Raw genomic sequence first — 26,337 nt, 5'->3', positions numbered from 1 at the left:
AAGTGCCCCAGAGTTAAAATAATATTCAAAGTAATAGAGAATATTCAGTTAACAGCCGAGGACTGAGATCTATTCGGTAATATTTTTATTATTTTTTACTGTGCAGAGTATTCCATTCGTCACGACTGATTTCCCACAGCTCAGAATCAAATTCTCCACCGACGTAGGCTTTCTTTTCAATGCGCACAAGTCGCATGCCGCTGGCTTCAGAAATACGCCTGGATGCCTTGTTTGGGCTAGCTTTTGGAGAACGCAGTACCTCACGTTTCAACGTATTGAACCAAAAATCGGTTACTGCCACGCTGGCTTCCGCCATCAGTCCCTGTTTCTGCCAGGACGGCAATAGCCAGAATCCACGGTTATTATCTGGCGTATCGGTCAGGCAAATCACGCCTATCAGCTCGGAGGGATCCTCCTTGCGACGCAAGGTCCAGAACCATCCCGTTCCCTGGGCAACAGCCGCGAGCGCTACATTATTGACATAATTATGTGCCCCGTGATCGGGAAAGGGCCAGGGAACTGTATTGGCGAGATATTTTACGATTTCCCAATGCGGGAAAACACGCTGGATAACGGGCGCATCTTCGGGAGTCAACGGAAGTAAAGTCAGGCGGGGGGTTTCGAGAACGGGGATAATCGCTGGCTGCATTGGAGCTCCTTTTTCAATTTAATAAAGAAATGTTTAATAAACGAAATGCGCCAGCGAAGTGAATAAATTATAAGAACATGCCGCCTGACGCCTCGATGCGCTGGCCGTTGGCCCAGCCACTTTGCTCGCTGAGCAGCATCGCAATCATCCCGCCAATATCATCGGGCAGGCCGACGCGCCCCAGAGCCGTATTATTAGCAACATACTGATTAACCTGCTGGTTGTCACGTACAGTGCCGCCGCCAAAATCGGTTTCAATCGCTCCCGGCGCCAAAATGTTTACCACAATACCGCGCGCGCCCAGTTCTTTAGCCTGATAACGGGTGAGGACTTCCATCGCGCCTTTCATGGCAGAGTAAGCGGCATAGCCCGGCAAACAGAAACGCGTCAGACCGGAAGAAACATTCAGGATACGACCCCCGTCGGCAATCAGAGGCAACAGCTTTTGGGTCAGGAAAAACGGTGCCTTGAGGTGAATATTCATCAGCAGGTCAAACTGCTCCTCAGTGGTTTCGGCAAAAGGAGCATTAATACCAATGCCTGCATTATTTACTAAAAAATCGAAATTCTCGCGCTGCCAGACTTTTTCCAGTACCGATTTTACCTGTGCGACAAAGGCATTGAAGCCCTGACTTTCGACGACGTTGAGCTGTAGAGCTGCTGCTTTCGCGCCTTTCGCTTCAATTTCGCGAACTATAGATTCGGCTTCTTCACGCTGACTGTTATAAGTCAGAATCACGTCAATTCCCTGTTCCGCCAGCTTTAATACCGCGTTTTTACCTAATCCACGGCTACCACCGGTCACTAATGCGATTTTTTTGCTCATTTTCAGACTCCAGAGATGTACGATTGTGTGATATATAGCCTATTAGACTCTTTATTAATGATAAATAGTCTAAAATGAGTTTCACTGTCTCGTTTTTGACAACAATCCAGCTTTCTCGCGGGGAAAATGTGGATAAAATTCAATCAATGCAGGTTTTTGTCCGAGTTGCGGAGCTGAACAATTTTACTCGCGCCGCTGAAAGTTTGGGGTTGCCTAAAGGCAGCGTTTCGCGACTGGTTCAACAGTTAGAAACGAGAATGTCGGCACGCCTGCTGCATCGTTCAACGCGACGCGTTCAGCTAACCCAGGACGGGCAAGTTTTTTACGAACGTTGCAAAGAGTTGCTGGCCAACATGGATGAGCTGGAGTCGATGTTTCAGTCGAACCCAACAACGGTCAGCGGCAAACTTCGGGTCGATATGCCGCTGACCATGGCCACACATCTGGTATTGCCGCGTCTGGCAGAGTTTCTGAATCGCTATCCGGCCCTGGAAATTGAACTGAGCAGCACCGATCATCGCGTTGATGTCGTGCGCGAAGGTTTCGACTGCGTGATAAGCGTCGGCAATTTGAAAGATTCAGGGCTGATAGCCCGCCCGCTGGGACATTTGCAGGTGGTGAACTGCGCCAGCCCGGATTACCTAAAGCGCTACGGCACGCCGGAGAATCCCGAACAGCTCGCCAATCATGCCATGGTAATCTACGACCAGGCGTTACGCAGTCGCGGCAGTGAGTTCGAATATCTTGAAGGTAAAGACCTAAAAACGGTAAAAAGCGGCGGAGCGGTCACGGTTAACAGCACTGAAACCTATACTGTTGCCTGCCTGTCGGGGCTGGGGATTATTCAGGTGCCGCTTATTGGCGTTCGCGCTTATCTCGCCAACGGCCAGCTGGTCAGTATTCTCACGCCTTTTCGCGCGCCGCCAATGCCGGTCACGCTGGTCTATCCTCACCGCAGACACCTCTCTCGCCGAGTAAAAATCTTTATGGATTGGCTGAGTGAAATAATGCAAGCCTATATAGCATAAGCTTTTTCTAAAACTGATTTCGGAACGGACAGATCATTACCGCTGACGATGACTATACTAAATGTCTGGAGTCCAAAAAATTGCTAAGGAATGAGTGGATTAATGTCATTACCCACCAAAGAATCAATCAAAAAACAGGATAGCGAAAAGCCGCTAATCAATATTAAAACCGGCAATCGGGCGGTAGACGACACGTTGTCGGGCTTCTCAAGCGTGATTAGTCACGTCAGAGCCTGGCATTGGGTCTCGCATCTTATCCGCGCGATGGATCGTTTTAACGACCGACTGGGCAGCCAGTTTGGCGCGGCGATAACCTATTTTTCTTTTCTATCGCTAATCCCGATTTTGATGGTTTCTTTTGCCGCCGTCGGTTTCGTGCTGGCCTCAAATCCTGATCTGCTGGCTCAGTTGATCAATAAAATCGTTAACAGCATCAGCGACCCTAATCTGGCAAATACCTTAAAAGGCACGGTAAACACAGCCATACAGCAGAGAACTGCCGTTGGCCTGTCAGGATTGGTCATTGCTCTGTATTCAGGCATAAGCTGGATGGGAAATTTGCGCGAAGCGATTCGAGCACAGTCTCGCGACGTTTGGGAGCGTAATCCCAAGGACCAGGAAAAAATTTATACCCGCTATATTCGTGACCTGATCTCACTGGTTGGGCTAGTTTTGGCGCTGATTATTACTCTTTCGCTGACCTCGATTGCCGGTTCTGCTCAGCAATCTATCGTCGATGCGTTGGGGCTGGGCGGCATTGACTGGCTGCGTCCGGTGATGACAATTATTACACTAGTGATTTCTGTGTTCGCCAATTATTTGTTATTTCTGTGGATATTCTGGATTCTGCCGCGCCACAAGCCGCGCAGGAAAGCGCTGTTTCGCGGCACGCTCATCGCTGCCATTGGTTTCGAAGTGATCAAGTTTGTGATGACCATGATGCTGCCGCGTCTGGCAAGTTCTCCGTCGGGAGCAGCCTTCGGTTCCGTGATTGGCCTGATGGCGTTCTTCTATTTCTTCGCCCGCCTGACGCTTTTTTGCGCAGCCTGGATAGCTACCGCGCGCTATCATGACGATCCGCCGGTTGACCAACCTGACAATGCTTCCAGAGCGTAATCAATTCCATCATGCCAGACAGCGCCTGCTATCTGGCATTTAATTCCATAAAACAGTCACAAAAGTAGTGCATTACTCTTAAACAGTGCCCTTCCGTTTCCAAAAGTCAGAACAACCCACTACCTAGCTCACTTTTCTTTCACTCTTTTACAGAATGTTACTCTGAAAATTATCCATTCAAGATACTTATAGCTGCCGAGCCGCCACCTTTTTGGCGGAATCTCCCAATTCAGCCGAAAACGCTGTTTTCAGGCTGTCTCGCGCGGTTGAAACTCGCTATAGCAGTGCTTAAGATGCTTTTTTTAATCAAATCCATTTACATAAAAAACTAATAAGAAACACTTATGCAAGCCACCATCACCCCAGAACTCGAGGCCGACGCGGAACTCGTTAGCCAGAATTCTCGCGGCAAAGTTATCATCGCTTCCCTGATTGGTACCGCCATCGAGTTTTTTGACTTTTATATCTATGCGACAGCAGCCGTTATTGTCTTCCCGCATATTTTCTTCCCTCAGGGCGATCCGACCGCGGCCACGCTACAGTCTCTGGCAACTTTCGCCATTGCCTTCGTCGCTCGACCAATCGGCTCGGCGCTGTTTGGCCACTTTGGCGACCGCGTGGGCCGCAAAGTTACGCTGGTTGCTTCATTGCTGACCATGGGCGTTTCGACCGTACTTATTGGCCTGCTGCCAACCTATGCCACTATTGGCGTGTTTGCTCCGTTACTGCTGGCACTGGCGCGTTTTGGTCAGGGCCTGGGCCTTGGCGGCGAATGGGGCGGTGCGGCTCTGCTGGCCACTGAAAATGCGCCACCGAAAAAACGCGCGCTCTATGGTTCTTTCCCGCAGCTGGGTGCGCCGATCGGCTTCTTCATTGCCAACGGCATGTTCCTGCTGCTCTCCTGGCTGCTGACAGAGCAACAGTTCATCGACTGGGGCTGGCGCGTGCCTTTCCTGCTTTCCGCTGTGCTGGTATTGATTGGCCTGTATGTTCGCGTTTCACTGCATGAAACGCCGGTATTCGCCAAAATCGCCAAAGCGGGCAAGCAGGTTAAAGTGCCGATTGGCCGCCTGTTCAGCAAGCACCTGAAGGCCACCCTGCTGGGGACCTTTATCATGGTGGCGACATACACGCTTTTTTACATTATGACTGTGTACTCGCTGGGCTACGGCACCGCCGCAAAACCGGCCGGTCTGGGTATTGCCCGAAACGATTTCCTGCTGATGCTGATGATTGGCGTAATCGGTTTTGGCGTGATGGTGCCCATTGCCGGTCAGTTAGCTGACAAGTTTGGACGTCGCAAGTCCATGATTTGTATAACCTTGCTAATTATTGTTTTTGCACTGACCTTCCCGTCGGTAATCAGCAGCGGTTCTATCACTTCAGTTATGATTTTCCTGCTGTGTGGCTTCAGCGTTATGGGGCTGACCTTCGGTCCAATGGGGGCGTTACTTCCGGAACTTTTCCCAACAGAAGTTCGCTATACCGGCGCTTCTTTCTCATATAATGTGTCTTCAATATTAGGCGCTTCCGTGGCCCCTTATATTGCAACCTGGCTGGCAACCCATTATGGGCTGTTTTATGTCGGCGTTTATCTGGCATCCATGGCAACGCTCACGTTGATTGCCCTGATACTGACCAAAGAGACCCGCCACCAGTCACTCTGATTATTTTGCCCGCTCCCGGCAGCGTCGGTAGCGGGTTTTATTAAAGAGTTTCACATGCGCTTAAGACCTCGCTTGCATTTCCCTCTTGTTATCGTCTTTTTGGCTGTTGCCTATTTTCCAGTTCACCACTTCTGGCATAAATATATCTGGCATGATTCACGTCACCCCAATGCCCTATGGCATATCATCAGTCAGAAATGTCTACCCGATCAGGAAAAGAATGGGCAGCCTGCCCCCTGTTCTCAGGTTGATGAAAAACAAGGTTTCGTTGTCCTCAAAGATATGGAAGGCCCGTTACAGTATTTGCTGATGCCGACCGAGAGGATCACCGGCATTGAGAGCCCGGCGCTGCTTGAAGACAGAACGCCGAATTTCTTTGCTCAGGCCTGGCAGGCAAGGCACTTTATGGCGGATAAATACGGCAAGCCAATTGATGACAGTAATATTTCGCTGGCGATTAACTCACAATTTGGCCGCAGCCAGAATCAGATGCACATTCATATCTCCTGCCTGCTGCCAAAGGTGAAAACTCAGTTAAGCGATGAGGCTGGCCAAATTGGTTATCGCTGGCAGGAGCTGCCAGAAAAGCTGAAAGGCCACACTTATCTCGCTCGTAAAGTTTCACCGGCCGAGCTGAGTGAGAAAGGAGCATTCCGTTTGCTGGCTGACGGCGTACCAGAAGCCCGTCAAAAAATGGGGCATTACGGATTGGCAATGGTAAGCCTTAAGGGTGGGGATTTCTTGCTGTTAGCCAATAAACGCAGCCTGCTTGGGCTAAATGATGCCTCGACAGAAGAGATCCAGGACCACAAATGTACAGTCCTGGATCCGATTCCTCCCTATGAGAAAAATCCGCCGATAAACGTCCAATAAGCACTTTATCGACTCAAGATGTGAAGCATGAAGGCCTATTTAGCGGCCTTCATTTTTTGCAGGATAGCGCCACACTGGTTCGATTCATTGTCGCTCGGCGAAATCAGCGCCAACAGCGCCGCCGCGGGTGCCACAATCGCCCCCAAAGCCACCGCTGCTGCGCCACGAGCAATCAATGGCCCCGGTTTTACCCCTGCATCAGGACTTTTAAAGGTCCCGCGCACGTAGAGCGGAGAACGTAAAGTCAGCACCCGCAGCCCTTTGCTTTCTGGGTCAATCGATAAATCCAGACGCTCATTGGCAAAGTTTGTGGTGCCGCTGATATTTATTACGGCATTTTCTGTATCGAATACCAGCAGGCTTGGCCGCGCCAGACCGCTCTTGATATTCACGTCGGCTGCTGCACAGTTGATCGCGACTTCATCATCGCCAAATAGTTTGGCAACCACGTAGTTACCGACATTCAGGCCCGCAATTTCCATCAAACCACGGCTGATTACGCCGTCGTTAATCAACAGTTTCATCTCACCGTTGCTGGTTCCGAGCAGTGCCGCTACTGAGTTACCGGTGCCGGAAAGCTTGGCATCGCCGTTAAGCTGACCCAGGCTTTTCTTCATCGACTGCACATTAGGCACCAACTCTTTTAGCTGCAAACCACGGGCGTGCATATCAACTCGGCCCTGCATCGGCGATTTATCCCCCTCGAGTCTGACAGTAGAATTCAGACTGCCGCCAGCAAATCCGAAGCGCAGCGGATCTAGCAGCAGGTCGCCGTCATTTAATTTGAGATGGGTATTCAAATCGCTTAGCGGCAGAGACTTGCCGTGCTCGATGCGCTTGGCGCTGAATTTCACATCGGCATCCATCACACGCCAACTCTTGGTATCAAATTTCTCAACCGGCAGGACTTTGTCGGAAGGCTGACGGGTCGTTTCACCACGTTTGGCTTTATCCGTATTGGAATCGGCACCGATAAGCGGCGCGAGATCGGCAAAGCGCAGCTGGTTGGAAGACAGTTCGCCGTTCAAACTAGGACGCGGCTTGCTGGCGGTGTAGGTCAGGGAACCATGGATATCGCTGTCGCCAATCTCGCCGTTAAAGCCCTGATATTGGAATTTAGCACCGTTTTTATCGTGTAACTCAGCGATAAGGTGCCCGTCAGTTTCATACGGCGGAGTCTGCGGTAACAGCACACCAGTCAGGCCATAAAGATCGGACAGCGTTTGCCCGGAGAATTTCAGCCGTAAATCTAGCGCCCCTAAATTTAGCGGATCGGTTAACGTTCCGGCGACCACTACACGAGTTTTACCCGAGCGCACATCGGCCTGGAGTGGGAAACGCGCATCCGGGTCCTGCAAGGCCAGCATGCCGCCAATCTTGCCGTCGCCCGACAGTGGCTCCCCTTTGTATTTACCATCAACCTTCCAGCCAAACACATAGTCCGGAGTATAAGGTTTGCCCTTGTCTTTGCTGTTTTTATCGGTTTGTTTGCCGGTCACCTCAACATATGGCAATGGCTTGCCCAACGGGTCAATTACCGCACGAAAATCGGCCTTAAGAGTCGCATCCTTGAAATCGATTTGCCCACGGTCGAACACAATGTCATTCATTTTGAACGACCAGGCGGAAGGCGGCTGATTAGTCTCTTTGCTGTCGCTATTGGCGAGATTAAAGGTCCAGTTATTTTTGCCATCGGCAAGGCGGATAAGCGACGCGTCGGGTTGTTTCAACCAGATACGAGGGATTAAAACTTCTTTATCGAGCAGCGCCAAGGGAGACAGGCTGGCGTCAACGCGCTGTAAATGCACCATGGGTTTATCGCCGGGAACATCTTCCGGGTTACCCAATACAATATCTTCGGCATGGAGATGCGGCCATGGCACCCAGGCGCGCCATCCGCCTTCATCTTTTTGACGCGACCAATCAACGCCTAAATCACCCTTAATGGCGAAGGGTCGGTTCAGTTCAGTCGATACTTTCTGATTAATCATGGGTTTCAGGCGGTTCCAGTCGAATAGCGCTATAAAAATAATGATAGCGACTACCAGAATGACCAGTATTCCAGCCGTCCAACTCAGCGCTTTTCCTGTGCGTGTCATAGGTGCGTTCCTGTCAGACAATTATTTGAAAAGTTTAATTAAAGATAGTTGAGAATGTGGGTCGGTGCACGGCGACGCGGTCAGAGGAGCATTTCTGTGAGCAAAAGCCCACAAATGAATTCAGGAACTTCGAGACGTCTTGGAAAATACTAAAACGTTGTTTTATTTCTATTGACTGAAACTTCACCTACGAAGAGACTAGAACGTATCTTATTTAAACCCTACTGAATGACTGACAGGCGCGCATAATGACTATAAAAAATATTGCCGTAATCGGCGAATGTATGATCGAGCTCTCACAAAAAGGCGATTCATTAAACCGAGGTTTTGGTGGCGATACGCTTAATACTGCGGTTTATATCGCTCGTCAGGTTAACGACGAGGAGCTTAAGGTGCATTACGTTACGGCACTCGGCACTGACAGTTTTAGCAATGAGATGCTGGCCGCCTGGCAGAAAGAAGGGGTTGAAACAGATCTTGTGCAGCGTCTGGAGAATAAATTACCGGGACTGTACGTAATTGAAACCGATCCTGCCGGCGAGAGAACCTTCTATTACTGGCGCAATGATGCCGCTGCACGTTACTGGCTCAATGGCCCGGACTCCGAAGCGCTGTGCGAGAAGCTGGCAGATTTTGATTATCTTTACCTCAGCGGAATAAGCCTGGCTATCCTGAGCGACGATAATCGTGCTCGGCTCATGGCATTGCTCAACAAGTGTCGCGGACGTGGCGGTAAGGTAATTTTTGATAACAATTACCGGCCACGCCTTTGGGAAAGTAAAGAACAGGCCCAGAGGGCCTACATGGATATGCTTTCCTATACTGACATCGCGTTCCTGACCCTCGACGATGAAGACCTGCTATGGGGTAAACAGCCCTTTGAGAAGGTGATAGCTCGGACCCATGCCATTGGAGTGAGCGAAATTGTGATAAAACGCGGGGCAGAAAGCTGCATAGTCTCGGATAGCGAAGCTGAAGAGTTTGAGATCCCGGCTGTTTTGCTGGAGAAAGACAAGGTAATCGACACCACTGCGGCGGGAGATTCTTTCAGTGCGGGGTATCTGGCCAAGAGGCTGACTGGCGCAAATGCCGTTGAATCGGCACAGTGCGGGCATCTTACCGCCAGCACGGTCATTCAGTATCGCGGGGCAATTATCCCGCTAGCCGCTATGCCGTCTAAATAGCTCTATGATTTAAATAGCTAACCCTTTAATAAACGAAAACAGGCAACCCACGCTTTTAAAAAGTGATGGCTGCCTGTTATAGGGCGCTGAAATCAGACACAAGGCATCTATATAAAACGCCTTCAAGACTCTACGCGCCAAACATTCGCTTACTGAACCGTAGTCGAACTGCCTGAACCCGCCGAAGTTGAAGCCTGGGAGGCATCGGTACTCGGTGGAGCATCCGCTGGTGTCGCTGCCGTAGGGACTACGATCGAGTCATAGGTATCCTGAAGCGTTTTCACACTCAGCTCAGCTTCGCCTTTAGGTTGTACCAGCATCATTGAAGGGTCATGCGACAGCTGCTGTTTCAGCTCCTGATTAAAATCAGGCAGCGTAAGGGTCGACAAAAATGCCTGGCGCAGTTTTTGATACTGCTCCGGGGCGATATCTACCACGCCATTTTGCTGTGAACGCAGGCGCTGGCTCATTAATACACCGGTATCGGTACGCGCATAGATGGCAAATAGCTGACCGAGCTGGTCTTTCTTCTGAGCAACCAACGCGTCAAACTCAGCCTGTGACAGGCCATTATCGCGGACTTTAACCAATTCGCCAGCCAGGCGTTTTAACGCTGGCTGAATCGCCTCCTTAGGCGCCTCCATACGAACTGCGCATTGCGCATGCTGGTATTGCACACGGCAATCAAAGCCAAGCGCGGGTTGAATCGAGCCACCGTCTTTGGATTCTTTGCTGTCAGCTGGAGTTTTCAGCGCCTGCTGCAAGTGCAGGAACAGCGCCTCACGCGCCAGATCGCTGCGCCAGTAAGCATTTAGCGCTGGTGAATCTTGGATAGGTTGCCACGGCATGCTCCACATCAGTGAAAGCCGGTCCTGAGTTAATGAAGGATCAAACGTCGACATCACTTTTGGCGCAACATCAGACAAAGTTGGCATCGTTTGTGGTATTTGGCGACTGCCTTTTAACGACGCGAAGGCACTTTTTATCTGCTCGGCCATGGCGCGGCTATCTACGTTACCCACCACGTAGAGTGTCATCACGTCTGGGGTGTACCACTGGTGGTAGAACTTGCCGAGATCGGCCGCTTTCACAGTTTTGGCTGGCAACAGTTCCGGGCTGTGTCCAACCAGCGTCGAGCCGCCAATACGGTAACGCCACCAGCCATCGCCAGAGTCAGACGGCACTGAGTCGATCGGGTCCTGTGGAGCCTGCCAGGCGGCATGCAGAGAATCTGGAGTGACCACCATTTTGCTGCTGGTATCAACCAACCAGTGCAACGCCGACTTAATCAAATCAGGGCGGCCGTTCGGCAAACTCAAGTTGTAGGAGGTAAAGTCGTAGGACGTGACTGCGGGTGACATCGGGCGTTGATTATCAATCGCCTGTTGCCAAAAAGACTGGAGCTGAGCAGTGGTAAAACCTTCACTGCGGATTAATGCCAGGCGCGGTAAAAAGTGCGCGAAGCCTTGCTGCTGCGGATTTTCTGCCAGCGATCCGGTACGAACGACTAATCTCAGTTCGATGCGATCGTTGGGACGCTGCGGCGTAGTAAGCAATTGCCAGTTAAAGCCGTTATCCAGTTTACCCTGTTGCCAGGCCGGATCGGGTTGTAATGCTTCGGCCTGCACGTTGCTGTAAGCCGAAGCCAACAACAACCCACCAAGGAGTAAGCGAATTCTGGTGCCCTGCATGTTAACCCCTACATAATAACTCTACCCCTCGTATAGGCATCCAAGGTGATGCAAACTACGGGGGTAAATCCAATTTTCAATAATCAAATCTTGCTCTTACCCTATTCAGAGGCGGCAAGCTCGAATGCAATAAACGAAAACGGCGAGTGTAGCACTGTGTTAGACAGCATAACTTCGCATATGTCGCGGGCAACAATGAAAAAAATGCCCTAAGGGCTGGCTTTCATAACGGCCTGGCCGTTTTCGAGATTCGGGATGGAGAGTGTTTATAGGTATATTATGAAGATAATCCATCGCTTACATCAAGCAAGCGGTGGATTAAAAGAGAAATTAGCTTCAAAAGAGGCCATTTTAATAAAAATGGCCATCTTAAATAACTGAAATACGGGGAATAATTAGGCGGCCTTATCGACAGGCAGCGCCGTTTTACCAGAAAGGGTGTCATTCAGCTGTTTTTCATCAAGCTGGTCACACCATTTCGCTACTACGATAGTCGCCACACCGTTGCCGACCAGGTTAGTCAACGCACGCGCTTCCGACATAAAGCGGTCAATACCGAGAATCAGTGCCAAACCGGCAACCGGCAGATGCCCAACCGCAGAAAGCGTTGCCGCCAGAACGATAAATCCGCTGCCCGTCACGCCAGCCGCCCCTTTTGAGGACAACAGCAGCACCACCAGCAGGGTAATCTGATGCCAGATATCCAGATGCGTGTTGGTTGCCTGCGCAATAAACACCGCCGCCATGGTCAGATAGATAGACGTTCCGTCGAGGTTAAACGAGTAGCCGGTAGGAATAACCAGCCCCACCACCGATTTTTTGCAACCCAGTTTCTCCATCTTGTCGAGCATGCGCGGCAGTGCCGATTCTGATGAAGAAGTACCCAGTACGATCAGCAATTCTTCTTTGATGTAGTTAACAAACTTGAAGATATTGAAACCGGTAAATCGCGCGATCAGGCCGAGAACCACCACGACAAAAAGCACGCAAGTCAGGTAGAAGCAGAGGATCAGCTGACCTAGCTGTACCAGCGACCCAACGCCGTATTTACCGATGGTAAAGGCCATGGCCCCGAATGCACCGATAGGAGCAAGGCGCATGATCATGTTGATGACGCCAAAAATCACCTTCGAGAAGCTGTCGATGAAGTTAAACATCAGTTGGCCTTTGTCGCCCAGGCGGTGCAGGGCAAAACCAAACAGAATCGCGAACAGCAGAACTTGCAGGATATTCCCGCTGGCAAACGCGCCAATCACACTGTTAGGAATAATATCTAACAGGAATGGAATAATTCCCTGGCTTTGCGCCTGTTCGGCATAAACGGCCACCGCTTTGGCATCAAGCGCCGCCGGGTCAACATTCATTCCGGCACCTGGCTGCACGACGTTGACGATAATCAACCCGAGTATCAGCGAGATAGTGCTAACGATTTCAAAATAAAGTAAAGCAATCGCACCAGTACGGCCGACCGCTTTCATGCTTTCCATCCCTGCAATACCGGTAACCACAGTACAGAAGATTACCGGAGCAATAATCATTTTGATTAGTTTGACAAAGCCATCACCCAACGGCTTCATCTGCGCCCCCAGCTCTGGATAAAAGTGCCCCAGCAATACCCCGAGGGCTATCGCAGTCAACACCTGGAAATAAAGACTCTTAAATATTGTTGTTTTCATTTATACGGCCATCCTGTAGTGAAAGTATCCCCAAAGATTTCAAGACGCTGGAACGAAACGTCCCGAAAGACGGAGGGTACATCGCCATACATATACAGCAGTCGAGCGCATAGCGACAGCCGGAAAATAACACCGACATAACAGGATGGAAATAAATTGTTTCGTTTGGCAATCATTGTTGTTAGAAAAGGTGAACTGAAAGGATTCAGCTAAAAAATTAAATAAATATTAATATTAATTGAAGCCAGTAATCAAGCGGCTTTGCGGGGTGTTTGAGGGGTTATGAATTTGTGTTTCAACGAGGAGAAATTTTGTTGCAAAATTCCCCGCTGTTTTGGCGGCTGAAATTACATTTTATTGTCCAGAATTAACGTTATTGAACAATAAACATCCGCCTCTGGCCTGAGTTCAGCAACTTCAGCTTTTATAGGATTCTCAATTCGGACAGTATGATCAGAACATTACTGCTCTGTTTCTGAAGGTTCAGCGAGTGCAGTGTCAGAATCAGTGCGATCGTGCTTTTCCTGCAAAGCTTTAAGGGCTTTATCCAGCAGCTGCTGATTGCGATTATAACTGCGGATTAGCAGGCCCAGCTCGTCGTCATTGTGGCGAGGTCGTTCGGCGAGCTGATGATAATGCACGCTGCTTTCAGGTAGGGCTTCCAGTTCACGAGCAATAGCGCGTAAAGGGTGAATAATCAAACGGTTAATACACCAGCTAATCGCAATTGACAGGATCAATGCCAGCAGTAAATACGTCGTCACCATGGTGGAAAGCGTACTGACGAAAAACTGGAACATACGATAAGGATCGGCCTGCAAAACCAGATAAGCCAGCGGTTTTGCCGTTTCGGAAGTCGCCGCCGGAGAATAAAGCGGAACGGTGACTTTGATAGGCAGATCAAAGCTTTTCATCACCCATTCCGGTACTGAACGCCCTTCGGGGAAATGGGTGCTCAGCGCGGAAATCTGACTTGGCAGCACGACATTGGCACGATTGAGGATCCCAACCGGTCGTAGCGTATTGAGAATGTGCTGGGTTTCCTGGAAATTAGCATCAACCACCGACTGAGCTAACGGCCTGACAACAGAATGGGCAATATTTTCCAGCTGTTGGGCGTAGTCCTCCCTCCGCTGTTCAACAAAGTGAAACAGCTGGATGGCGATAAAAAAGCAGATTGTCACCAGAGCCACGCCGGACACTGCTGCCATCTGTTTAATCGTTAATGAACGCCTTACCCGCAACATATTTCTCCACTAATTATCCCCAAAAGCTCACGAAAAGCATGATAGCAGCTAGCAGGCACTGGTGCAGTAACGCTGTTTTGCGAAAATGCGCAGCAGTATAGGTGGAGTATTTCCAATAAATACAAAGATTAATCGAGGAGTCTGACTAGAAGTTCGCCGGTCAGAGACCCGACCGGCGAGAGGGAACAGTCTGAATTATCCGTGAGTACCGGTATTTTCCTGCTCGTCCTGATCGACGGCAAAGCAGGCCACCAGCTGATCACCGTACTGCTTCAACTGTGGCTGAACCTGCGTACAAGTGCTGAAAGCACGACGACAGCGGGCGTTAAACGCGCAGCCGGCCGGCGGATTCAGTGGGCTTGGCAATTCGCCAGTAAGCTTGATGCGCTCACGGCGGTCGTCAGGATTCAGTCGCGGCGTTGCCGATAGCAGAGCCTGAGTATAAGGATGACGCGGATTACTGAATACCGCCTCTTTCGAGCCCTTTTCCACGCAACGCCCGAGATACATCACCATCACTTCATCGGCGATGTGCTCAACCACTGAAAGATCGTGCGAAATAAATACGTACGACAGCCCGAGATCCTGCTGTAGGTCCATCATCAAGTTTAATACCTGCGCACGAACGGAAACGTCCAGCGCCGACACGGGTTCATCGGCGATCACGACGTCCGGGTCCAGCATCAGGCCACGAGCGATAGCAATACGTTGACGCTGCCCACCAGAAAACATGTGCGGATAACGGTCGTAATGCTCAGTTTTCAGACCTACTTTTGCCATCATAGCCAGAGCTTTTTCGCGGCGTTCAGCACTGCTCAATTTGGTATTAATCAGCAGCGGCTCTTCCAGAATCTGCCCGACTTTCTTACGCGGATTCAATGAACCGTAAGGGTTCTGGAACACGATCTGGATTTTCTGGCGACGCAGCTTTTCAGCGGTGACGTCTGGCTTGAGCAGGTCCTGCCCCTGATAATAAAGTTCGCCGTGGGTCGGCACTTCAATCATGGTCAATAGCCGGCCCAGCGTGGATTTACCACAGCCTGATTCTCCCACTACGGCCAGAGTCTTGCCGCGTTCAAGTTCGAAAGAGACGCCGTCCAGAGCCTTTACTGTGCGCTCAGGCTTAAACATCCCGCCTTTAACCGCATAGTGTTTTTTCAGATCGATAGCCTTCAGCAGCGGCTGCTTTCCGGTGGTGTGATTAAGACTCATAGGTTGGTCTCCCGGCATCATCCAGCGGATAATGACATTTGGACTGGCGGCCCGGTTCGCCTTGCAAAGCAGGCTCCTCTTTACGGCAGCGATCGTTGGCGTAAGGGCAGCGCGGGTTCAACAAACAGCCATTTGGACGGTCATATTTGCCCGGCACCACGCCTGGCAGAGACTGCAAGCGCGCCTTGTCGGTGGAAAACTCCGGCAGCGAACGCAGCAGCGCCTGGGTATAAGGATGACGAGGCGCGCGGAAAATCTCGGCTGCAGGACCGGTCTCTACCACTTGCCCGGCGTACATGACGATAATGTGATGCGCCGCTTCGGCGACCAGCGCCAAATCATGGGTGATTAGCATCAGCGCCATATTTTCTTTCTGTTGCAGTTCCAGCAACAGCTCGATAATTTGCGCCTGAATAGTGACATCGAGAGCGGTGGTTGGCTCATCGGCAATCAACAGTTTGGGCCGACAGGCAATCGCCATCGCTATCATCACGCGCTGGCTCATCCCACCGGAAAGTTGGTGCGGATAAACATCGAGACGTGACGCCGGGTCAGGAATACCGACCAGATTAAGCAGATCGATAGTGCGCTGACGACGCGTCTTTTTGTTGCCGCCCTGATGCACCTTGATAGCTTCCATGATCTGGAAACCCACGGTGTAGCAAGGGTTTAGGCTGGTCATCGGGTCCTGAAAAATCATCGCCACTTCAGAACCGACGATTTGCCGACGCTGCTTCTCGCTGATGCCCTGTAAATTTTGACCACCAAACTCCAGGGTATCGGCCATCACCTTGCCGGGGAAATCGATTAAGCCCATCAATGCCAGCGAGCTGACGGACTTACCTGAGCCAGATTCGCCCACGATACCGACCACTTCCCCCTGTTTGACGGTATAACTGATGCGGTCCACGGCGCGAAAAGGTGTGCCCTGATCGCCAAAGTGTACCGACAGCTTATTTACGGTGAGCAGCGTTTTGCCCACTGGTACATCTTGAATTATTGTCGCTTCCATCTCTCGCCCCTTACTGCTTGAGTTTCGGGTCGAGGGCATCACGCAAGCCATCTCCCATCAGGTTAAATGCCAATACCGTCAGCAGAATGACCACGCCAGGGAAGGTCACGACCCACCAGGCGCTTTGCGCGAACTGCAACACATCGGAAAGCATTGTGCCCCACTCGGGCGTTGGCGGCTGTGCGCCCATGCCCAGGAAGCCGAGAGCCGCCATGTCGAGGATGGCGTTGGAGAAGCCGAGCGAGGCCTGCACGATCAGCGGAGCCAGACAATTGGGCAAAATGTTCACAAACATCTGACGCGTTGCACTCGCCCCGGCCACGCGGGAGGCAGTCACGTAATCGCGATTGACCTCAACCAGCACCGCAGCGCGAGTTAAACGAACATAGTGCGGCAAGGCGACAAAGGTCAGCGCCAGCGACGCATTGACAATCGATGGGCCAAAAATTGCCACCAGCACCAGAGCCAGCAGCAGGCTCGGCAGTGCCAGCATGATATCAACTACGCGCATGATGATTGCATCGACCACGCCGCCGTAATAACCCGCGAACAGGCCAAAGATCACGCCAAAAATCAGCGAAAGAACCACCACCAGACAGCCGACCAGCAGCGAAAGACGCGCGCCGTACATCAGGCGAGTCAGGATATCGCGGCCAACGTCATCGGTGCCCAACAGGAATTTCCAGCTGCCGCCATCCATCCAGACCGGCGGTTTCAGTAGCGCATCGCGGAACTGTTCAGCCGGGCCATGAGGAGCCAGCACATTTGCGCCGATAGCCAATACCAGCATGATGATGATGTAAACCAGACCGGTAACGGCCCCTTTGTTTCGCTTGAAGTAGTGCCAAAACTCACGCATTGGCGGCATGGGCGTCGGTGCGCCCGTAACCAGTACTCCGGCGACAGGTTCAGTAACTTGAGTCATTGTGCGCCTCTTATTTCTTGTGACGAATACGCGGGTTAACAATGCCGTACAGCACGTCCACCAACAGGTTAACCAGGATAATTAGCGTGGCGACCAGCAATACACCGCCCTGCACTACCGGATAGTCGCGGCGCTGCAAAGCCTCTATCAGCCAGCGTCCGACGCCCGGCCATGAGAAGATGGTTTCAGTCAGGATCGCGCCGCCAAGCAGCGTACCGACCTGCAAACCAATCACTGTGACCACCGGCAGCATGGCGTTACGCAGGGCGTGTACCACGATAACTCGCATGCGACTCACACCTTTGGCGCGGGCAGTGCGGATGTAGTCCTCGCCGAGAACTTCAAGCATCGAAGAACGCGTCATACGCACAATCACCGCCAAGGGGATGGTGCCGAGCACAATCGCCGGCAGGATCATGTGCATCACCGCATCTTTGAAGTCGCCCGGCTCGCCCCAGATCAGGGTATCAATCAGCGCAAAACCGGTCAGCGGTTTACTGTCATCCAGGAAGACGGTATCGCTTATTCGCCCGGAAACGGGCGTGATATTCCAGTGAACCGAGACCAGCATGACCAGCATGATCCCCCACCAGAAAATCGGCATCGAATAGCCGGTCAGGGAAATCCCTACCGCCGTATGGTCAAATACCGATCCTCGTTTTACCGCCGCCAGCACGCCCACCGGGATACCGACAATCACCGCGAAAATCATCGCGCAGATCCCCAGTTCCAGTGTCGCCTCAAAGCGTGGAATGAATTCGTGCCATACCGGCGTATGACTGCTCAACGACATGCCCAGATCACCGTGCAGCACACCGTCCACATAATGGAAATATTGTTGATAAAGAGGCTTGTCGAGCCCCATTTCTGCCATTAGCTGAGCGTGGCGCTCAGGAGAAACACCGCGTTCACCGGCCATAATCGTTACGGGGTCGCCGGGGATCAGGTGCACGAAGGCAAAGGTCAGCAAAGTAATGCCGATAAACGTTGGGATCACTAACCCCAAACGTCGGAGTATGAACTGCAGCATATCCCGTACTCTCTGTATAAAATGCCCGGGGAACCGTAGCTCTCCGGGCTTATTGTTAGCTCACATTGCTTTAACGAACAACGACCTGATTCATTTCTACATCAATTACTTAATATCGACATTTTCGAAGTGGTGCTTGCCAAGTGGATCGACTACATAGCCGATCACATCTTTACGCACTGGCTCGTAAACGGTGGAGTTGGCAATGATCAGAGCCGGAGCCTGGTCATGCATGATCACTTGAGCTTGTTTGTAGAGCGCAATACGTTTGTCGTGATCAGATTCAGCACGGGCTGGCTGAATCACGTCTTCAAACGGCTTGTAACACCATCTTGAGTAGTTGGAACCATCTTTGGCAGCCTGGCAGCTGAACAGAGTAGCGAAGAAGTTATCCGGGTCCCCATTATCGCCGGTCCAGCCCATCATCACAGTCTGGTGTTCGCCGTTTTTAGCACGCTTGAGGTATTCGCCCCACTCGTAGGTAACAATATTGGCTTTCACACCGATTTTCGCCCAGTCAGCCTGAATCATCTCAGCCATACGACGCGCGTTCGGGTTATAAGGACGCTGAACCGGCATCGCCCACAGGTCGGTGGTAAAACCGTTTGGCAGGCCCGCTTCTTTCAGCAGTTCTTTCGCTTTCGCCGGGTCATACGGATAATCTTTAACGTCGTTGTTATAGCCCCACATTGTTGGTGGGATCAGGTTTTTAGCCGCCTGGCCAGCGCCCTGATAAACAGCTTCGATAATTGCTTTCTTGTTCACGGCCATGGTCAGCGCCTGACGAACTTTCACGTCATCCAACGGTTTTTTCTGGGTATTAAACGACAGATAACCCACGTTCAGACCGGGTTCTGACATCAGGTTGATTGAGGTGTCTTTTCTCATTGCCGCCAAATCTGCAGGGTTTGGATAGGCCATGACCTGGCACTCATTTTTCTGCAATTTAGCGTAACGGATGGAGGCGTCAGGCGTGATGGAGAAGATCAGGCGATCCAGTTTAGGCTTCACGCCCCAATAGCCTTTGAATGCGGTGTACAGAATGCGTGAGTCTTTCTGGTACTGCATCATCTGGAACGGACCGGTACCGATTGGGTTCAGGTCGATTTTTTCTGGCGTACCGGCTTTCATTTCATCATCGGCATATTCAGATGACATGATCGACGCGAAATCCATCGCCATATCGGCCAGGAATGGTGATTCAGGATGGTTCAACACGAACTGGACAGTGTGATCGTCAACTTTAACGATTTTACTGATCAGATCGCCCATGCCCATACCGTCGAAGTATTCGTAGTTGCCGCCCGATACCTTGTGGTAAGGGTTAGAGGCATCTTTTTGACGGTTGAACGAAAACAGTACGTCGTCAGCGTTGAAATCACGCGTTGGTTTGAAATCTTTGCTCGACTGCCACTTCACGCCGGAACGAAGATGGAAAGTATAAGTTTTACCATCGGCACTGACGTCCCACTTCTCGGCCAGACCAGGAACGATTTCGGTTGTCCCGGTTTTGAATTCAACCAGACGGTTATAAATTGGTACGGAGCTAGCGTCATAAGTCGTACCCGAAGTGAAAAGCTGCGGGTTAAAGCCTTCTGGCGAGCCTTCAGAACAATAAACTAACGTTTTTGCCTGAACGCTGGCTGCCACGGTTAGCGCAATCAAACCCATACTGAACTTCAGCAGGCCTGATTTTCCCAAGGAAATTCTCATCGCTTTTGCTCCATCTATAATGGTGATGTGGATGTGTGTTGTGTTTCAGCTCACCTCACCCTTTATTTTTTATTTACGGGTGAGAGTGTTTGTCTGGTAGCTGCAGAAGTGATTTTCAGACGTGTGACCGACGCCACCAGAGAGCTTTGGGGGGAAACATTTGCACCAAAAAAGGGTGCAAATAATTACCGGATGAATCTTCTGGTCAATCCTGTTCACATCAATTTGGCAACTCTCTCCGGCGTCGTCAATATAACGCACAGGCTTTTACAAAGACTGTGAGTAACAGCAAACAAACATAAAAAAACAGCCAATTAACATTTATAGGATTAATATTTAGTCATAAGCCATTACCTCAGGACATACAACTAATTACCACCAAATAACCAGCACATTACGCCAAATAAAAAGTCTAAAAAATCTGCGACAAAAGGAGATTATCTGAACGGTTATTTTTTAAATTTGGGTAATTGGCAGCTGATCGTGCTGAAAGCTACCTCTAAAGAGGTGCCCGAATTGAGGTTATTTTATTCATCAAACAAACCGTTACGCATTAGAAAAAGTAATTTGCACCGTTGAGGTGCAATAAAAGCCCGTAACGATGCAGGTTTGTTTTTTATACAGCGGAATAAAATGCTCAGAACCGTAAATTTAAGAGGATGTTACCGATTATTAATACAGTGGCGCGTTTGTTGCATTATTTATCCCTTCTTAAAAATAGCTAATTTCTGCCGTCGCCTTTTCTTATTGAGCCTTAAAACGTCTCATCTCTCCCGTAGATATGTTCGCCATAACTAGCCAGGGGTTTGTTATATGGAACTAAAGTGGTTTGAAGATTTTTTGAGCGTTTCGCACTGTTACAGCTTCACTCGCGCAGCCGGGGAACGCAACATTACTCAGTCAGCGCTAAGCCGCCGTATTAAACAGCTTGAAGAATGGCTGGGGGTGCCGCTGTTTGACCGTAAAACTTATCCGATCCGACTGACGCCAGAGGGGCAGGAATTTCTCACCACCGCCTCGGAGATGGTGTTTTCACTCACTCAGCTGCGCGGAGAATTGCGCGAACGCCACATGCAAAAAAGTTCGATTTTGCATTTCGCCTCGCTGAACACGCTGGCGCAAACCTTTTTTCCGGACTGGATAAACAAGGTTGATCCCACCCACCAGTGCGGCTGTATACGGCTTTCCGACCATCCCCCTTCTTTCGCTGGCAACATTGCCCTGCTGCTGGACGGCAAAACCGACTTTCTGCTGACTTACACCCATGATTCAGTGGCTCTGATGAAACAGCTTGAACGTTTTCCTTATATTGAACTTGGCAAAGAACTGGCGATTGCCGTCTGCGCGCCCGATAGCGACGGTAAACCACTGTATCCGATTGCCGAAAAAGGCATGCCGACGCCGTTTCTTAGCTATGGAAATCGCTCATTCTTTGGTCACGCACTCAGCGCCCTGTTCGCCATACGTCCTTTGCCGCTGAAACCGATTTATGAAAATCCCATGTCCAGCGGATTAAAGGCGATGACTATTTCCGGCTGCGGCGTTTCCTGGTTACCGGCCAGCCTGATCAAATCCGAACTTTCCAGCGGAGTACTGACTCGAGCCGCCGATCGCAGCTGGGATATTCAAACCAACATTCGCCTTTACCGTCTTGAAAAGTCTCGCAATATTCAGGCTGAGAATCTTTGGAACAAAGCAAGAAAACTCCATACGGCTCAAGCGGTTGCCTGATCCTTTCTTTCCGGCCTGCGGGTCGGAATCCCCTGCTTCTTGAAATCGAAATCGTTACCTAGACTTTTCTGGTCCTAATCTATGCAATTTTGGAATGAGGCATCCCAAACTCTCATTGGACCTTTGCCCGCGCTGAACACATTCTGAACAAACCCGCTTGATTTTGTTATCCGTCACCGCAGCCCGGTATAAGGAATCCACAGTGAAAAGTGAATCTACGCAGCAGAAAGAGTTGGTCTGGAGTTTGGTCGATGCCAAGAAAGCCCTGTTCACCGCTCTGAGTGACAGAGTCTGGGGGATGCCAGAAATTTGTTATACCGAGTACCGTTCAGTGGCCGAACATACCGCCATGCTGAAGGAACAAGGTTTTATCGTGACCGAAAACGTTGCAGGAATTCCGACTGCGGTCATGGGAGAAGCCGGAAAAGGCGGGCCGATTATCGCTATTTTAGGCGAGTATGATGCATTGCCGGGCCTGAGTCAGGTCGCCGGAGTCGCTCATCAGGAACCTTTACCGGGCAATGGTCACGGTCACGGCTGCGGCCACAATCTGCTAGGTTCCGCCGCCATGTTGGCTGCTACCGCGCTAAAAGACTGGCTGGCCGAGACCGGAACGCCGGGCCGTGTCCGCTATTACGGCTGCCCGGCAGAAGAAGGCGGTGCGGCAAAATCCTTTATGGCGCGCGCCGGTGCCTTTGACGATGTCGATATCGCCATCACTTGGCACCCGGCCGCTTTTACTGAGGTTGCCCGCGCCGAATCACTGGCCAACACTCGAATGGATTTTGTGTTCCACGGCCGTGCCTCTCACGCCGCTGCGGCTCCACACTTGGGGCGCAGCGCGCTTGACGCTGTGGAGCTGATGAACGTCGGCGTTAACTATTTACGCGAGCACGTTCCTTCCGACTCCAGAATTCACTACGCGATGCTCGACTCCGGCGGCATTGCACCCAACGTGGTACAGGCCCGTGCGGCAGTGCGCTACGCCATCCGCTCCCGCGACGTCCATGCTATGTTCGACCTCAATGAGCGAGTCAAAAAGGTTGCCAATGGCGCGGCAATGATGACCGAAACCAAGGTTGATATCAGCATTATGAGCGCCGTCGCCAACCTGCTTGGCAATGAGCCGCTGGAACAGGCTATGCAGCGCAACTTTGAACTGCTGGGGCCGCTGGAATTTGACGAGGCCGATAAAGCCTTTGCCGCAGAAATTCAGGCGACGCTCAGCCCGGAAGATCTCAGCAGCGCCTATCGTCGTATCGGGATCAAAAAACCCCAGCAAACCTCCCCTCTTTGCGAATTTATCGTGCCTCTGGAGGCCGCGGGCGAGCTGATGCTCGGCTCAACTGACGTTGGCGATATCAGCTGGAAAATACCGACCGTGCAGGCTCATGTGCCCACCTATGCCATCGGCACACCTGGCCATTCCTGGCAGCTCACCGCTCAGGGAAAAATGCCTGCGGCCCATAAAGGCCTGGCCTATGTTGCGAAAATCATGGCCGCTACCGCCATCGACACACTGACCGATAAAGTCTTGCTGGCACAGGCGAAAACCGCGCATTTCGAACTCACCGCCGAAACGCCTTACGTTTGCCCGATCCCGCTTGAGGTTAATCCACCACTGCAACCGCGCCCGTCAGGGGAGCAGGCATAATGAAAAATACTCGAAAAGCAGCCGTCATCGTTCGAAAGCGTTTATTGCCGATGCTGATGGGTTTAACGCTGGCCGGAGGCGTAATGCCGATAGTCGCGCAAGCCGCAACGCCGCCAGATTCGCTGGTAATGGCCTGGAATATCGATGCCATCAGCACCTTTGACCCGGCGCAAATCGGCGAGGTGGTGACCAATGAAATCATCCAGAATACCTGTGATTCGCTGGTAGATTTCGATCCGAAAGACGAGTCGAAAGTCATTCCATTACTGGCTAAAAGCTGGGACGTCTCTGCTGACCGTATGACCATCACCTTCCATTTACACAGCGGGCTGGTGTTCCCATCGGGCAATAAAGGCAGCGCCAAAGATCTGGCGTGGTCGTTGCAGCGAGTCGTGCTGCTCGGCTTCGGCAATTCGGCCACGCTGACCGAATACGGCTTCACCAAGGACAACGTGAAAGAGCGAATCACCGCACCGGACGACGACACCCTGGTGATGAAGCTCGATAAACCTTATCCGACCAATCTGGTGTTGCAGGCCATCGCCGCCAACGATGTCGCGATCACGCTGGATAAAACGCTGGTCGAGAAAAACGCCGTCGGCGACGACATGGGTAATAAATATCTCACCACTCACACCGCCTGTATCGGCCCTTACCAGTTGACCCGCTGGAATGCCGGAGAAGGGCTGGTGCTGCAAGCCAATGAAAACTATTACGGCACCAAGCCGAAATTGCAGCGCATTTTAATTCGTCACGTCGCCGAAACCGGCACCCAGCGACTGCTGCTAACCCAGGGAGACGTCGATATTGCCCGCGATTTAGCGCCGGATGACCTGCGCGATTTAGATAAAAGCGGCAAAGTGAATATTGAGAAAGTGCTGAAACCGCAGCTGTTCTTCTGGACCATGAACGCCGAAGACCCAATTTTCAAAAATCCAAAGGTGCGGCTGGCAATGCGTTACCTAATTGATTATCAAGGACTTGCTTCCACAGTAATGCCGTATCTCGGCGTACCGCGTGCCAGCTTTGTTCAGCTCGGAGCCTTTGGTGCGCTGGATAAACAACAGGGTCAGCCGTTCAAATTGGATTTGGCCAAGGCGAAACAGTTGCTGACCGAAGCGGGTTATCCAAATGGATTCTCGGCCAAAATTTATATTGGCACCCTGCCACACTCGGCGCCTATTGCGCAGAACACTCAGGAAAATGCGGCGAAAATCGGCGTAAAACTGTCAATTGAGAGCATGGCCAATGCCCAATTGTTCAGCCGAGTACGCGGACGTGAATTCCAGAGCGCCATGATGGCCTGGCAAACCTCAGTGCCGGATGCCTACGGTAATGCCTCGCGCCTGGTAGCCAATCCGGACAACAGTAAAGAGGCCAAGAAAACCCAGTATCCAAGCTGGCGCGCCTCCTACTTTGACCCGGCTATGAATAAACAGGTCAACGCTGCACTGCTGGAGCCGGACGACCAAAAACGCATCGCGCTCTACCACCAGCTACAGGAAGAGCAGATGCAGCAAGGCCCGTTCGCCATCATGTTCCAGATGTATAACACCGCGGGTCTGAATAAGAACGTGAAAAACTGGACCTGGAACGGGTTCCACGTTTATTACGCCGACGCGTCGAAATAACTATCGCCGCCACTCTGGCATAACGGAGGACTACCGATGTCGCTGATTGATTCCACTGCGGGCGCGCACCCCGCAGATCCGCTGCGCGTCAGGGTGCTTGAACAGGCCACCGCGTTGCTCAAACTGCTGGTGTCGGTAGCCGTTACCCTGCTGGGGCTGGCGGCACTGACCTTCTTTATTGGTCGGTTGCTACCTATTGACCCGGTAGTTTCCGTGTTGGGAGATAACGCCAGCCAGGAAGCCTATCAAAAAATGTATCACCTGTTGGGGCTTGATAAGCCGCTGTGGGAACAATTTTTGATGTATCTGAAAAATGTCTGCATGCTGAATTTTGGCACCTCGCTGACCACAGGGCATCCGGTAAGCGAGGACATTGCCCGCGTGTTTCCTGCCACTATCGAGCTGGCCAGTCTGGCGGCAATTATCGGTACCTGTCTGGGCATTCCGGCGGGCGTATTATCGGCGATGTATCGCAATACCTGGTTCGATCACTGCATTCGGTTCATCGGTTTACTCGGCCATTCGGCACCCAATTTCTGGCTGGGGTTGATGGGGCTGGTGCTGTTTTACGCCACGCTGGGCTGGATCGGCGGGCCAGGACGCATTGATTTTATGTATGAATTCGACGTTCATCAGGTTGCCGGATTTTATCTGATTGATACCGCTATCGCCGGAAACTGGGAAGCATTTCGCAACGTTTTCAGCCACCTGATTTTACCCGCGTCGATTCTTGGCCTCAGCGGTTTGTCTTACATCAGCCGCATGACCCGCAGTTTCATGATTGAACAGCTGTCGCAGGAATACGTGATCACCGCACGAGTCAAAGGATTGTCTTGGGCACGTAGCGTGTGGGTACACGCTTTCCGCAATGTGGCGGTGCAGGTGGTGACAGTGGTGGCGCTTTCGTATGCATTTTTACTCGAAGGTGCAGTATTAACTGAAACTGTCTTCGCCTGGCCGGGCTTTGGCCGTTACCTGACCAACGCCATGCTGGCTGGAGACATGAACGCCGTAGTCGGCTGTTCGCTGCTGATCGGCGTGATTTTCGTCGTGCTAAACCTTATCTGCGACCTGCTGTATCGAATTTTCGATCCGCGCACCCGCCAGGAGCAATCATGACCGATTCTGCGAAAACTCAGGTTGACCGCTCTGCCCGTCGCTCACTACGCAGCTGGCTAGACGCGCCCATTCCTTCCACGCCCTGGCAGGCAAGGGTTCAGCAAAGCCTTGGCCAATGGCGACGCTTTCGACGCAACACTTCGGCGATGTTTGGTCTGATCGTCATCGTGATCATCGCCTTCGCGGCAATCTTTGCCCCTTGGCTGACCACCCATAATATTTATGCCCAAAATCTGCAAATTCGCCTGGCTCCA

General features: G+C 51.5%; 19 protein-coding genes and 2 pseudogenes. 10 read left to right on the top strand and 11 right to left on the bottom strand.

Going from position 1 to position 26,337, the window contains the following annotated elements; translation table 11 throughout:
* Positions 1 to 88 precede the first annotated feature (88 nt).
* Complete coding sequence (locus tag SPM24T3_RS04950; RefSeq protein ID WP_009635610.1) at positions 89 to 649, bottom strand: GNAT family N-acetyltransferase; 561 nt, start codon at positions 647 to 649, stop codon at positions 89 to 91.
* 67 nt (positions 650 to 716) lie between these two features.
* On the bottom strand, positions 717 to 1,475 hold the full coding sequence (locus SPM24T3_RS04945) for an SDR family NAD(P)-dependent oxidoreductase (RefSeq protein ID WP_009635609.1): 759 nt from the start codon (positions 1,473 to 1,475) through the stop codon (positions 717 to 719).
* A 128-nt stretch (positions 1,476 to 1,603) separates the two neighbouring features.
* Between SPM24T3_RS04945 and SPM24T3_RS04940 the strand changes: the two genes are divergently transcribed.
* The 4 genes from SPM24T3_RS04940 (at position 1,604) to SPM24T3_RS04925 (ending at position 6,159) form a co-directional block, all read left to right on the top strand.
* Positions 1,604 to 2,503 (top strand): LysR family transcriptional regulator, encoded by a 900-nt coding sequence (locus SPM24T3_RS04940; RefSeq protein WP_009635608.1) that lies wholly within the window; start codon positions 1,604 to 1,606, stop codon positions 2,501 to 2,503.
* 102 nt (positions 2,504 to 2,605) lie between these two features.
* Positions 2,606 to 3,619 (top strand): inner membrane protein YhjD, encoded by a 1,014-nt coding sequence (yhjD, locus tag SPM24T3_RS04935; RefSeq protein WP_009635607.1) that lies wholly within the window; start codon positions 2,606 to 2,608, stop codon positions 3,617 to 3,619.
* A gap of 344 nt (positions 3,620 to 3,963) precedes the next feature.
* On the top strand, positions 3,964 to 5,286 hold the full coding sequence (locus SPM24T3_RS04930) for an MFS transporter (RefSeq protein WP_009635606.1): 1,323 nt from the start codon (positions 3,964 to 3,966) through the stop codon (positions 5,284 to 5,286).
* 54 nt (positions 5,287 to 5,340) lie between these two features.
* Positions 5,341 to 6,159: a CDP-diacylglycerol diphosphatase gene (locus SPM24T3_RS04925; RefSeq protein ID WP_009635605.1), complete on the top strand. Its 819-nt coding sequence runs from the start codon at positions 5,341 to 5,343 to the stop codon at positions 6,157 to 6,159.
* A 35-nt stretch (positions 6,160 to 6,194) separates the two neighbouring features.
* On the opposite strand, the gene SPM24T3_RS04920 is transcribed toward SPM24T3_RS04925, so the two are convergent.
* A complete protein-coding gene (locus tag SPM24T3_RS04920) occupies positions 6,195 to 8,258 on the bottom strand; it encodes an AsmA family protein (RefSeq protein ID WP_009635604.1) in 2,064 nt (687 codons plus the stop codon).
* A gap of 248 nt (positions 8,259 to 8,506) precedes the next feature.
* On the opposite strand from SPM24T3_RS04920, the gene SPM24T3_RS04915 reads away from it, so the two are divergent.
* Positions 8,507 to 9,442: a sugar kinase gene (locus SPM24T3_RS04915; protein ID WP_009635603.1), complete on the top strand. Its 936-nt coding sequence runs from the start codon at positions 8,507 to 8,509 to the stop codon at positions 9,440 to 9,442.
* Between the two features lie 149 nt (positions 9,443 to 9,591).
* Here SPM24T3_RS04915 and SPM24T3_RS04910 read toward each other — a convergent pair whose 3' ends face one another.
* The 8 genes and pseudogenes from SPM24T3_RS04910 to dppA form a co-directional block, all read right to left on the bottom strand.
* Complete coding sequence (locus SPM24T3_RS04910) at positions 9,592 to 11,133, bottom strand: pitrilysin family protein (RefSeq protein ID WP_009635602.1); 1,542 nt, start codon at positions 11,131 to 11,133, stop codon at positions 9,592 to 9,594.
* A gap of 395 nt (positions 11,134 to 11,528) precedes the next feature.
* A complete protein-coding gene (locus SPM24T3_RS04905; protein ID WP_009635601.1) occupies positions 11,529 to 12,809 on the bottom strand; it encodes a dicarboxylate/amino acid:cation symporter in 1,281 nt (426 codons plus the stop codon).
* Between the two features lie 527 nt (positions 12,810 to 13,336).
* A pseudogene (locus SPM24T3_RS04900) lies at positions 13,337 to 14,053 on the bottom strand (HAMP domain-containing protein); the annotation flags it as partial.
* A gap of 198 nt (positions 14,054 to 14,251) precedes the next feature.
* Positions 14,252 to 15,268 carry a dipeptide ABC transporter ATP-binding subunit DppF gene (dppF, locus tag SPM24T3_RS04895; RefSeq protein ID WP_009635599.1) on the bottom strand — a complete coding sequence of 339 codons (1,017 nt, stop codon included), beginning with the start codon at positions 15,266 to 15,268 and terminating at the stop codon, positions 14,252 to 14,254.
* Positions 15,258 to 16,280 carry a dipeptide ABC transporter ATP-binding protein gene (gene dppD, locus SPM24T3_RS04890; protein WP_009635598.1) on the bottom strand — a complete coding sequence of 341 codons (1,023 nt, stop codon included), beginning with the start codon at positions 16,278 to 16,280 and terminating at the stop codon, positions 15,258 to 15,260. Before dppD ends, dppF begins: the two co-directional genes overlap by 11 nt.
* Positions 16,281 to 16,290: 10 nt before the next feature.
* Positions 16,291 to 17,205 (bottom strand): dipeptide ABC transporter permease DppC, encoded by a 915-nt coding sequence (gene dppC / locus SPM24T3_RS04885; protein WP_009635596.1) that lies wholly within the window; start codon positions 17,203 to 17,205, stop codon positions 16,291 to 16,293.
* A gap of 10 nt (positions 17,206 to 17,215) precedes the next feature.
* The gene (gene dppB, locus SPM24T3_RS04880) at positions 17,216 to 18,235 is read right to left on the bottom strand and encodes a dipeptide ABC transporter permease DppB (protein WP_009635595.1); all 1,020 of its coding nucleotides are present in this window, start codon (positions 18,233 to 18,235) and stop codon (positions 17,216 to 17,218) included.
* Positions 18,236 to 18,340: 105 nt separating this feature from the next.
* Positions 18,341 to 19,948, bottom strand: coding sequence for a dipeptide ABC transporter periplasmic-binding protein DppA (dppA, locus tag SPM24T3_RS04875; protein ID WP_009635594.1), 1,608 nt, complete (start codon positions 19,946 to 19,948; stop codon positions 18,341 to 18,343).
* Positions 19,949 to 20,761: 813 nt separating this feature from the next.
* Between dppA and SPM24T3_RS04870 the strand changes: the two genes are divergently transcribed.
* The 5 genes and pseudogenes from SPM24T3_RS04870 to SPM24T3_RS26120 all read left to right on the top strand — a co-directional run.
* Positions 20,762 to 21,679 (top strand): LysR family transcriptional regulator, encoded by a 918-nt coding sequence (locus SPM24T3_RS04870; protein WP_009635593.1) that lies wholly within the window; start codon positions 20,762 to 20,764, stop codon positions 21,677 to 21,679.
* A 202-nt stretch (positions 21,680 to 21,881) separates the two neighbouring features.
* Complete coding sequence (locus tag SPM24T3_RS04865; RefSeq protein WP_009635592.1) at positions 21,882 to 23,333, top strand: M20 family metallopeptidase; 1,452 nt, start codon at positions 21,882 to 21,884, stop codon at positions 23,331 to 23,333.
* Positions 23,333 to 24,964: an ABC transporter substrate-binding protein gene (locus SPM24T3_RS04860; RefSeq protein WP_009635591.1), complete on the top strand. Its 1,632-nt coding sequence runs from the start codon at positions 23,333 to 23,335 to the stop codon at positions 24,962 to 24,964. The genes SPM24T3_RS04865 and SPM24T3_RS04860 overlap by 1 nt, the downstream gene beginning before the upstream one ends.
* A 36-nt stretch (positions 24,965 to 25,000) precedes the next feature.
* Positions 25,001 to 26,083 (top strand): ABC transporter permease, encoded by a 1,083-nt coding sequence (locus SPM24T3_RS04855; protein ID WP_009635590.1) that lies wholly within the window; start codon positions 25,001 to 25,003, stop codon positions 26,081 to 26,083.
* A pseudogene (locus SPM24T3_RS26120) lies at positions 26,080 to 26,328 on the top strand (D,D-dipeptide ABC transporter permease); the annotation flags it as partial. The gene SPM24T3_RS04855 and the pseudogene SPM24T3_RS26120, both read left to right, overlap by 4 nt.
* Positions 26,329 to 26,337: the final 9 nt, after the last annotated feature.

It is taken from the genome of Serratia sp. M24T3, from assembly GCF_000257645.1.
Classification (GTDB): domain Bacteria; phylum Pseudomonadota; class Gammaproteobacteria; order Enterobacterales; family Enterobacteriaceae; genus Rouxiella.
Note: the sequence above shows the minus strand (reverse complement) of the source record. Positions and strands in the feature narration are given on the sequence as shown.

What these genes read in the sequence shown, in the direction of transcription:
- SPM24T3_RS04950 (WP_009635610.1), bottom strand. Translation starts at nt 649, where the DNA reads ATGCAGCCAGCGATTATCCCCGTTCTCGAAACCCCCCGCCTGACTTTA.
- SPM24T3_RS04920 (WP_009635604.1), bottom strand. Translation starts at nt 8,258, where the DNA reads ATGACACGCACAGGAAAAGCGCTGAGTTGGACGGCTGGAATACTGGTC.
- SPM24T3_RS04925 (WP_009635605.1), top strand. Translation starts at nt 5,341, where the DNA reads ATGCGCTTAAGACCTCGCTTGCATTTCCCTCTTGTTATCGTCTTTTTG.
- SPM24T3_RS04945 (WP_009635609.1), bottom strand. Translation starts at nt 1,475, where the DNA reads ATGAGCAAAAAAATCGCATTAGTGACCGGTGGTAGCCGTGGATTAGGT.
- SPM24T3_RS04905 (WP_009635601.1), bottom strand. Translation starts at nt 12,809, where the DNA reads ATGAAAACAACAATATTTAAGAGTCTTTATTTCCAGGTGTTGACTGCG.
- SPM24T3_RS04870 (WP_009635593.1), top strand. Translation starts at nt 20,762, where the DNA reads ATGGAACTAAAGTGGTTTGAAGATTTTTTGAGCGTTTCGCACTGTTAC.
- dppF (WP_009635599.1), bottom strand. Translation starts at nt 15,268, where the DNA reads ATGAGTCTTAATCACACCACCGGAAAGCAGCCGCTGCTGAAGGCTATC.
- SPM24T3_RS04860 (WP_009635591.1), top strand. Translation starts at nt 23,333, where the DNA reads ATGAAAAATACTCGAAAAGCAGCCGTCATCGTTCGAAAGCGTTTATTG.
- dppB (WP_009635595.1), bottom strand. Translation starts at nt 18,235, where the DNA reads ATGCTGCAGTTCATACTCCGACGTTTGGGGTTAGTGATCCCAACGTTT.
- dppD (WP_009635598.1), bottom strand. Translation starts at nt 16,280, where the DNA reads ATGGAAGCGACAATAATTCAAGATGTACCAGTGGGCAAAACGCTGCTC.
- SPM24T3_RS04910 (WP_009635602.1), bottom strand. Translation starts at nt 11,133, where the DNA reads ATGCAGGGCACCAGAATTCGCTTACTCCTTGGTGGGTTGTTGTTGGCT.
- SPM24T3_RS04915 (WP_009635603.1), top strand. Translation starts at nt 8,507, where the DNA reads ATGACTATAAAAAATATTGCCGTAATCGGCGAATGTATGATCGAGCTC.
- dppA (WP_009635594.1), bottom strand. Translation starts at nt 19,948, where the DNA reads ATGAGAATTTCCTTGGGAAAATCAGGCCTGCTGAAGTTCAGTATGGGT.
- SPM24T3_RS04930 (WP_009635606.1), top strand. Translation starts at nt 3,964, where the DNA reads ATGCAAGCCACCATCACCCCAGAACTCGAGGCCGACGCGGAACTCGTT.
- dppC (WP_009635596.1), bottom strand. Translation starts at nt 17,205, where the DNA reads ATGACTCAAGTTACTGAACCTGTCGCCGGAGTACTGGTTACGGGCGCA.
- SPM24T3_RS04855 (WP_009635590.1), top strand. Translation starts at nt 25,001, where the DNA reads ATGTCGCTGATTGATTCCACTGCGGGCGCGCACCCCGCAGATCCGCTG.
- yhjD (WP_009635607.1), top strand. Translation starts at nt 2,606, where the DNA reads ATGTCATTACCCACCAAAGAATCAATCAAAAAACAGGATAGCGAAAAG.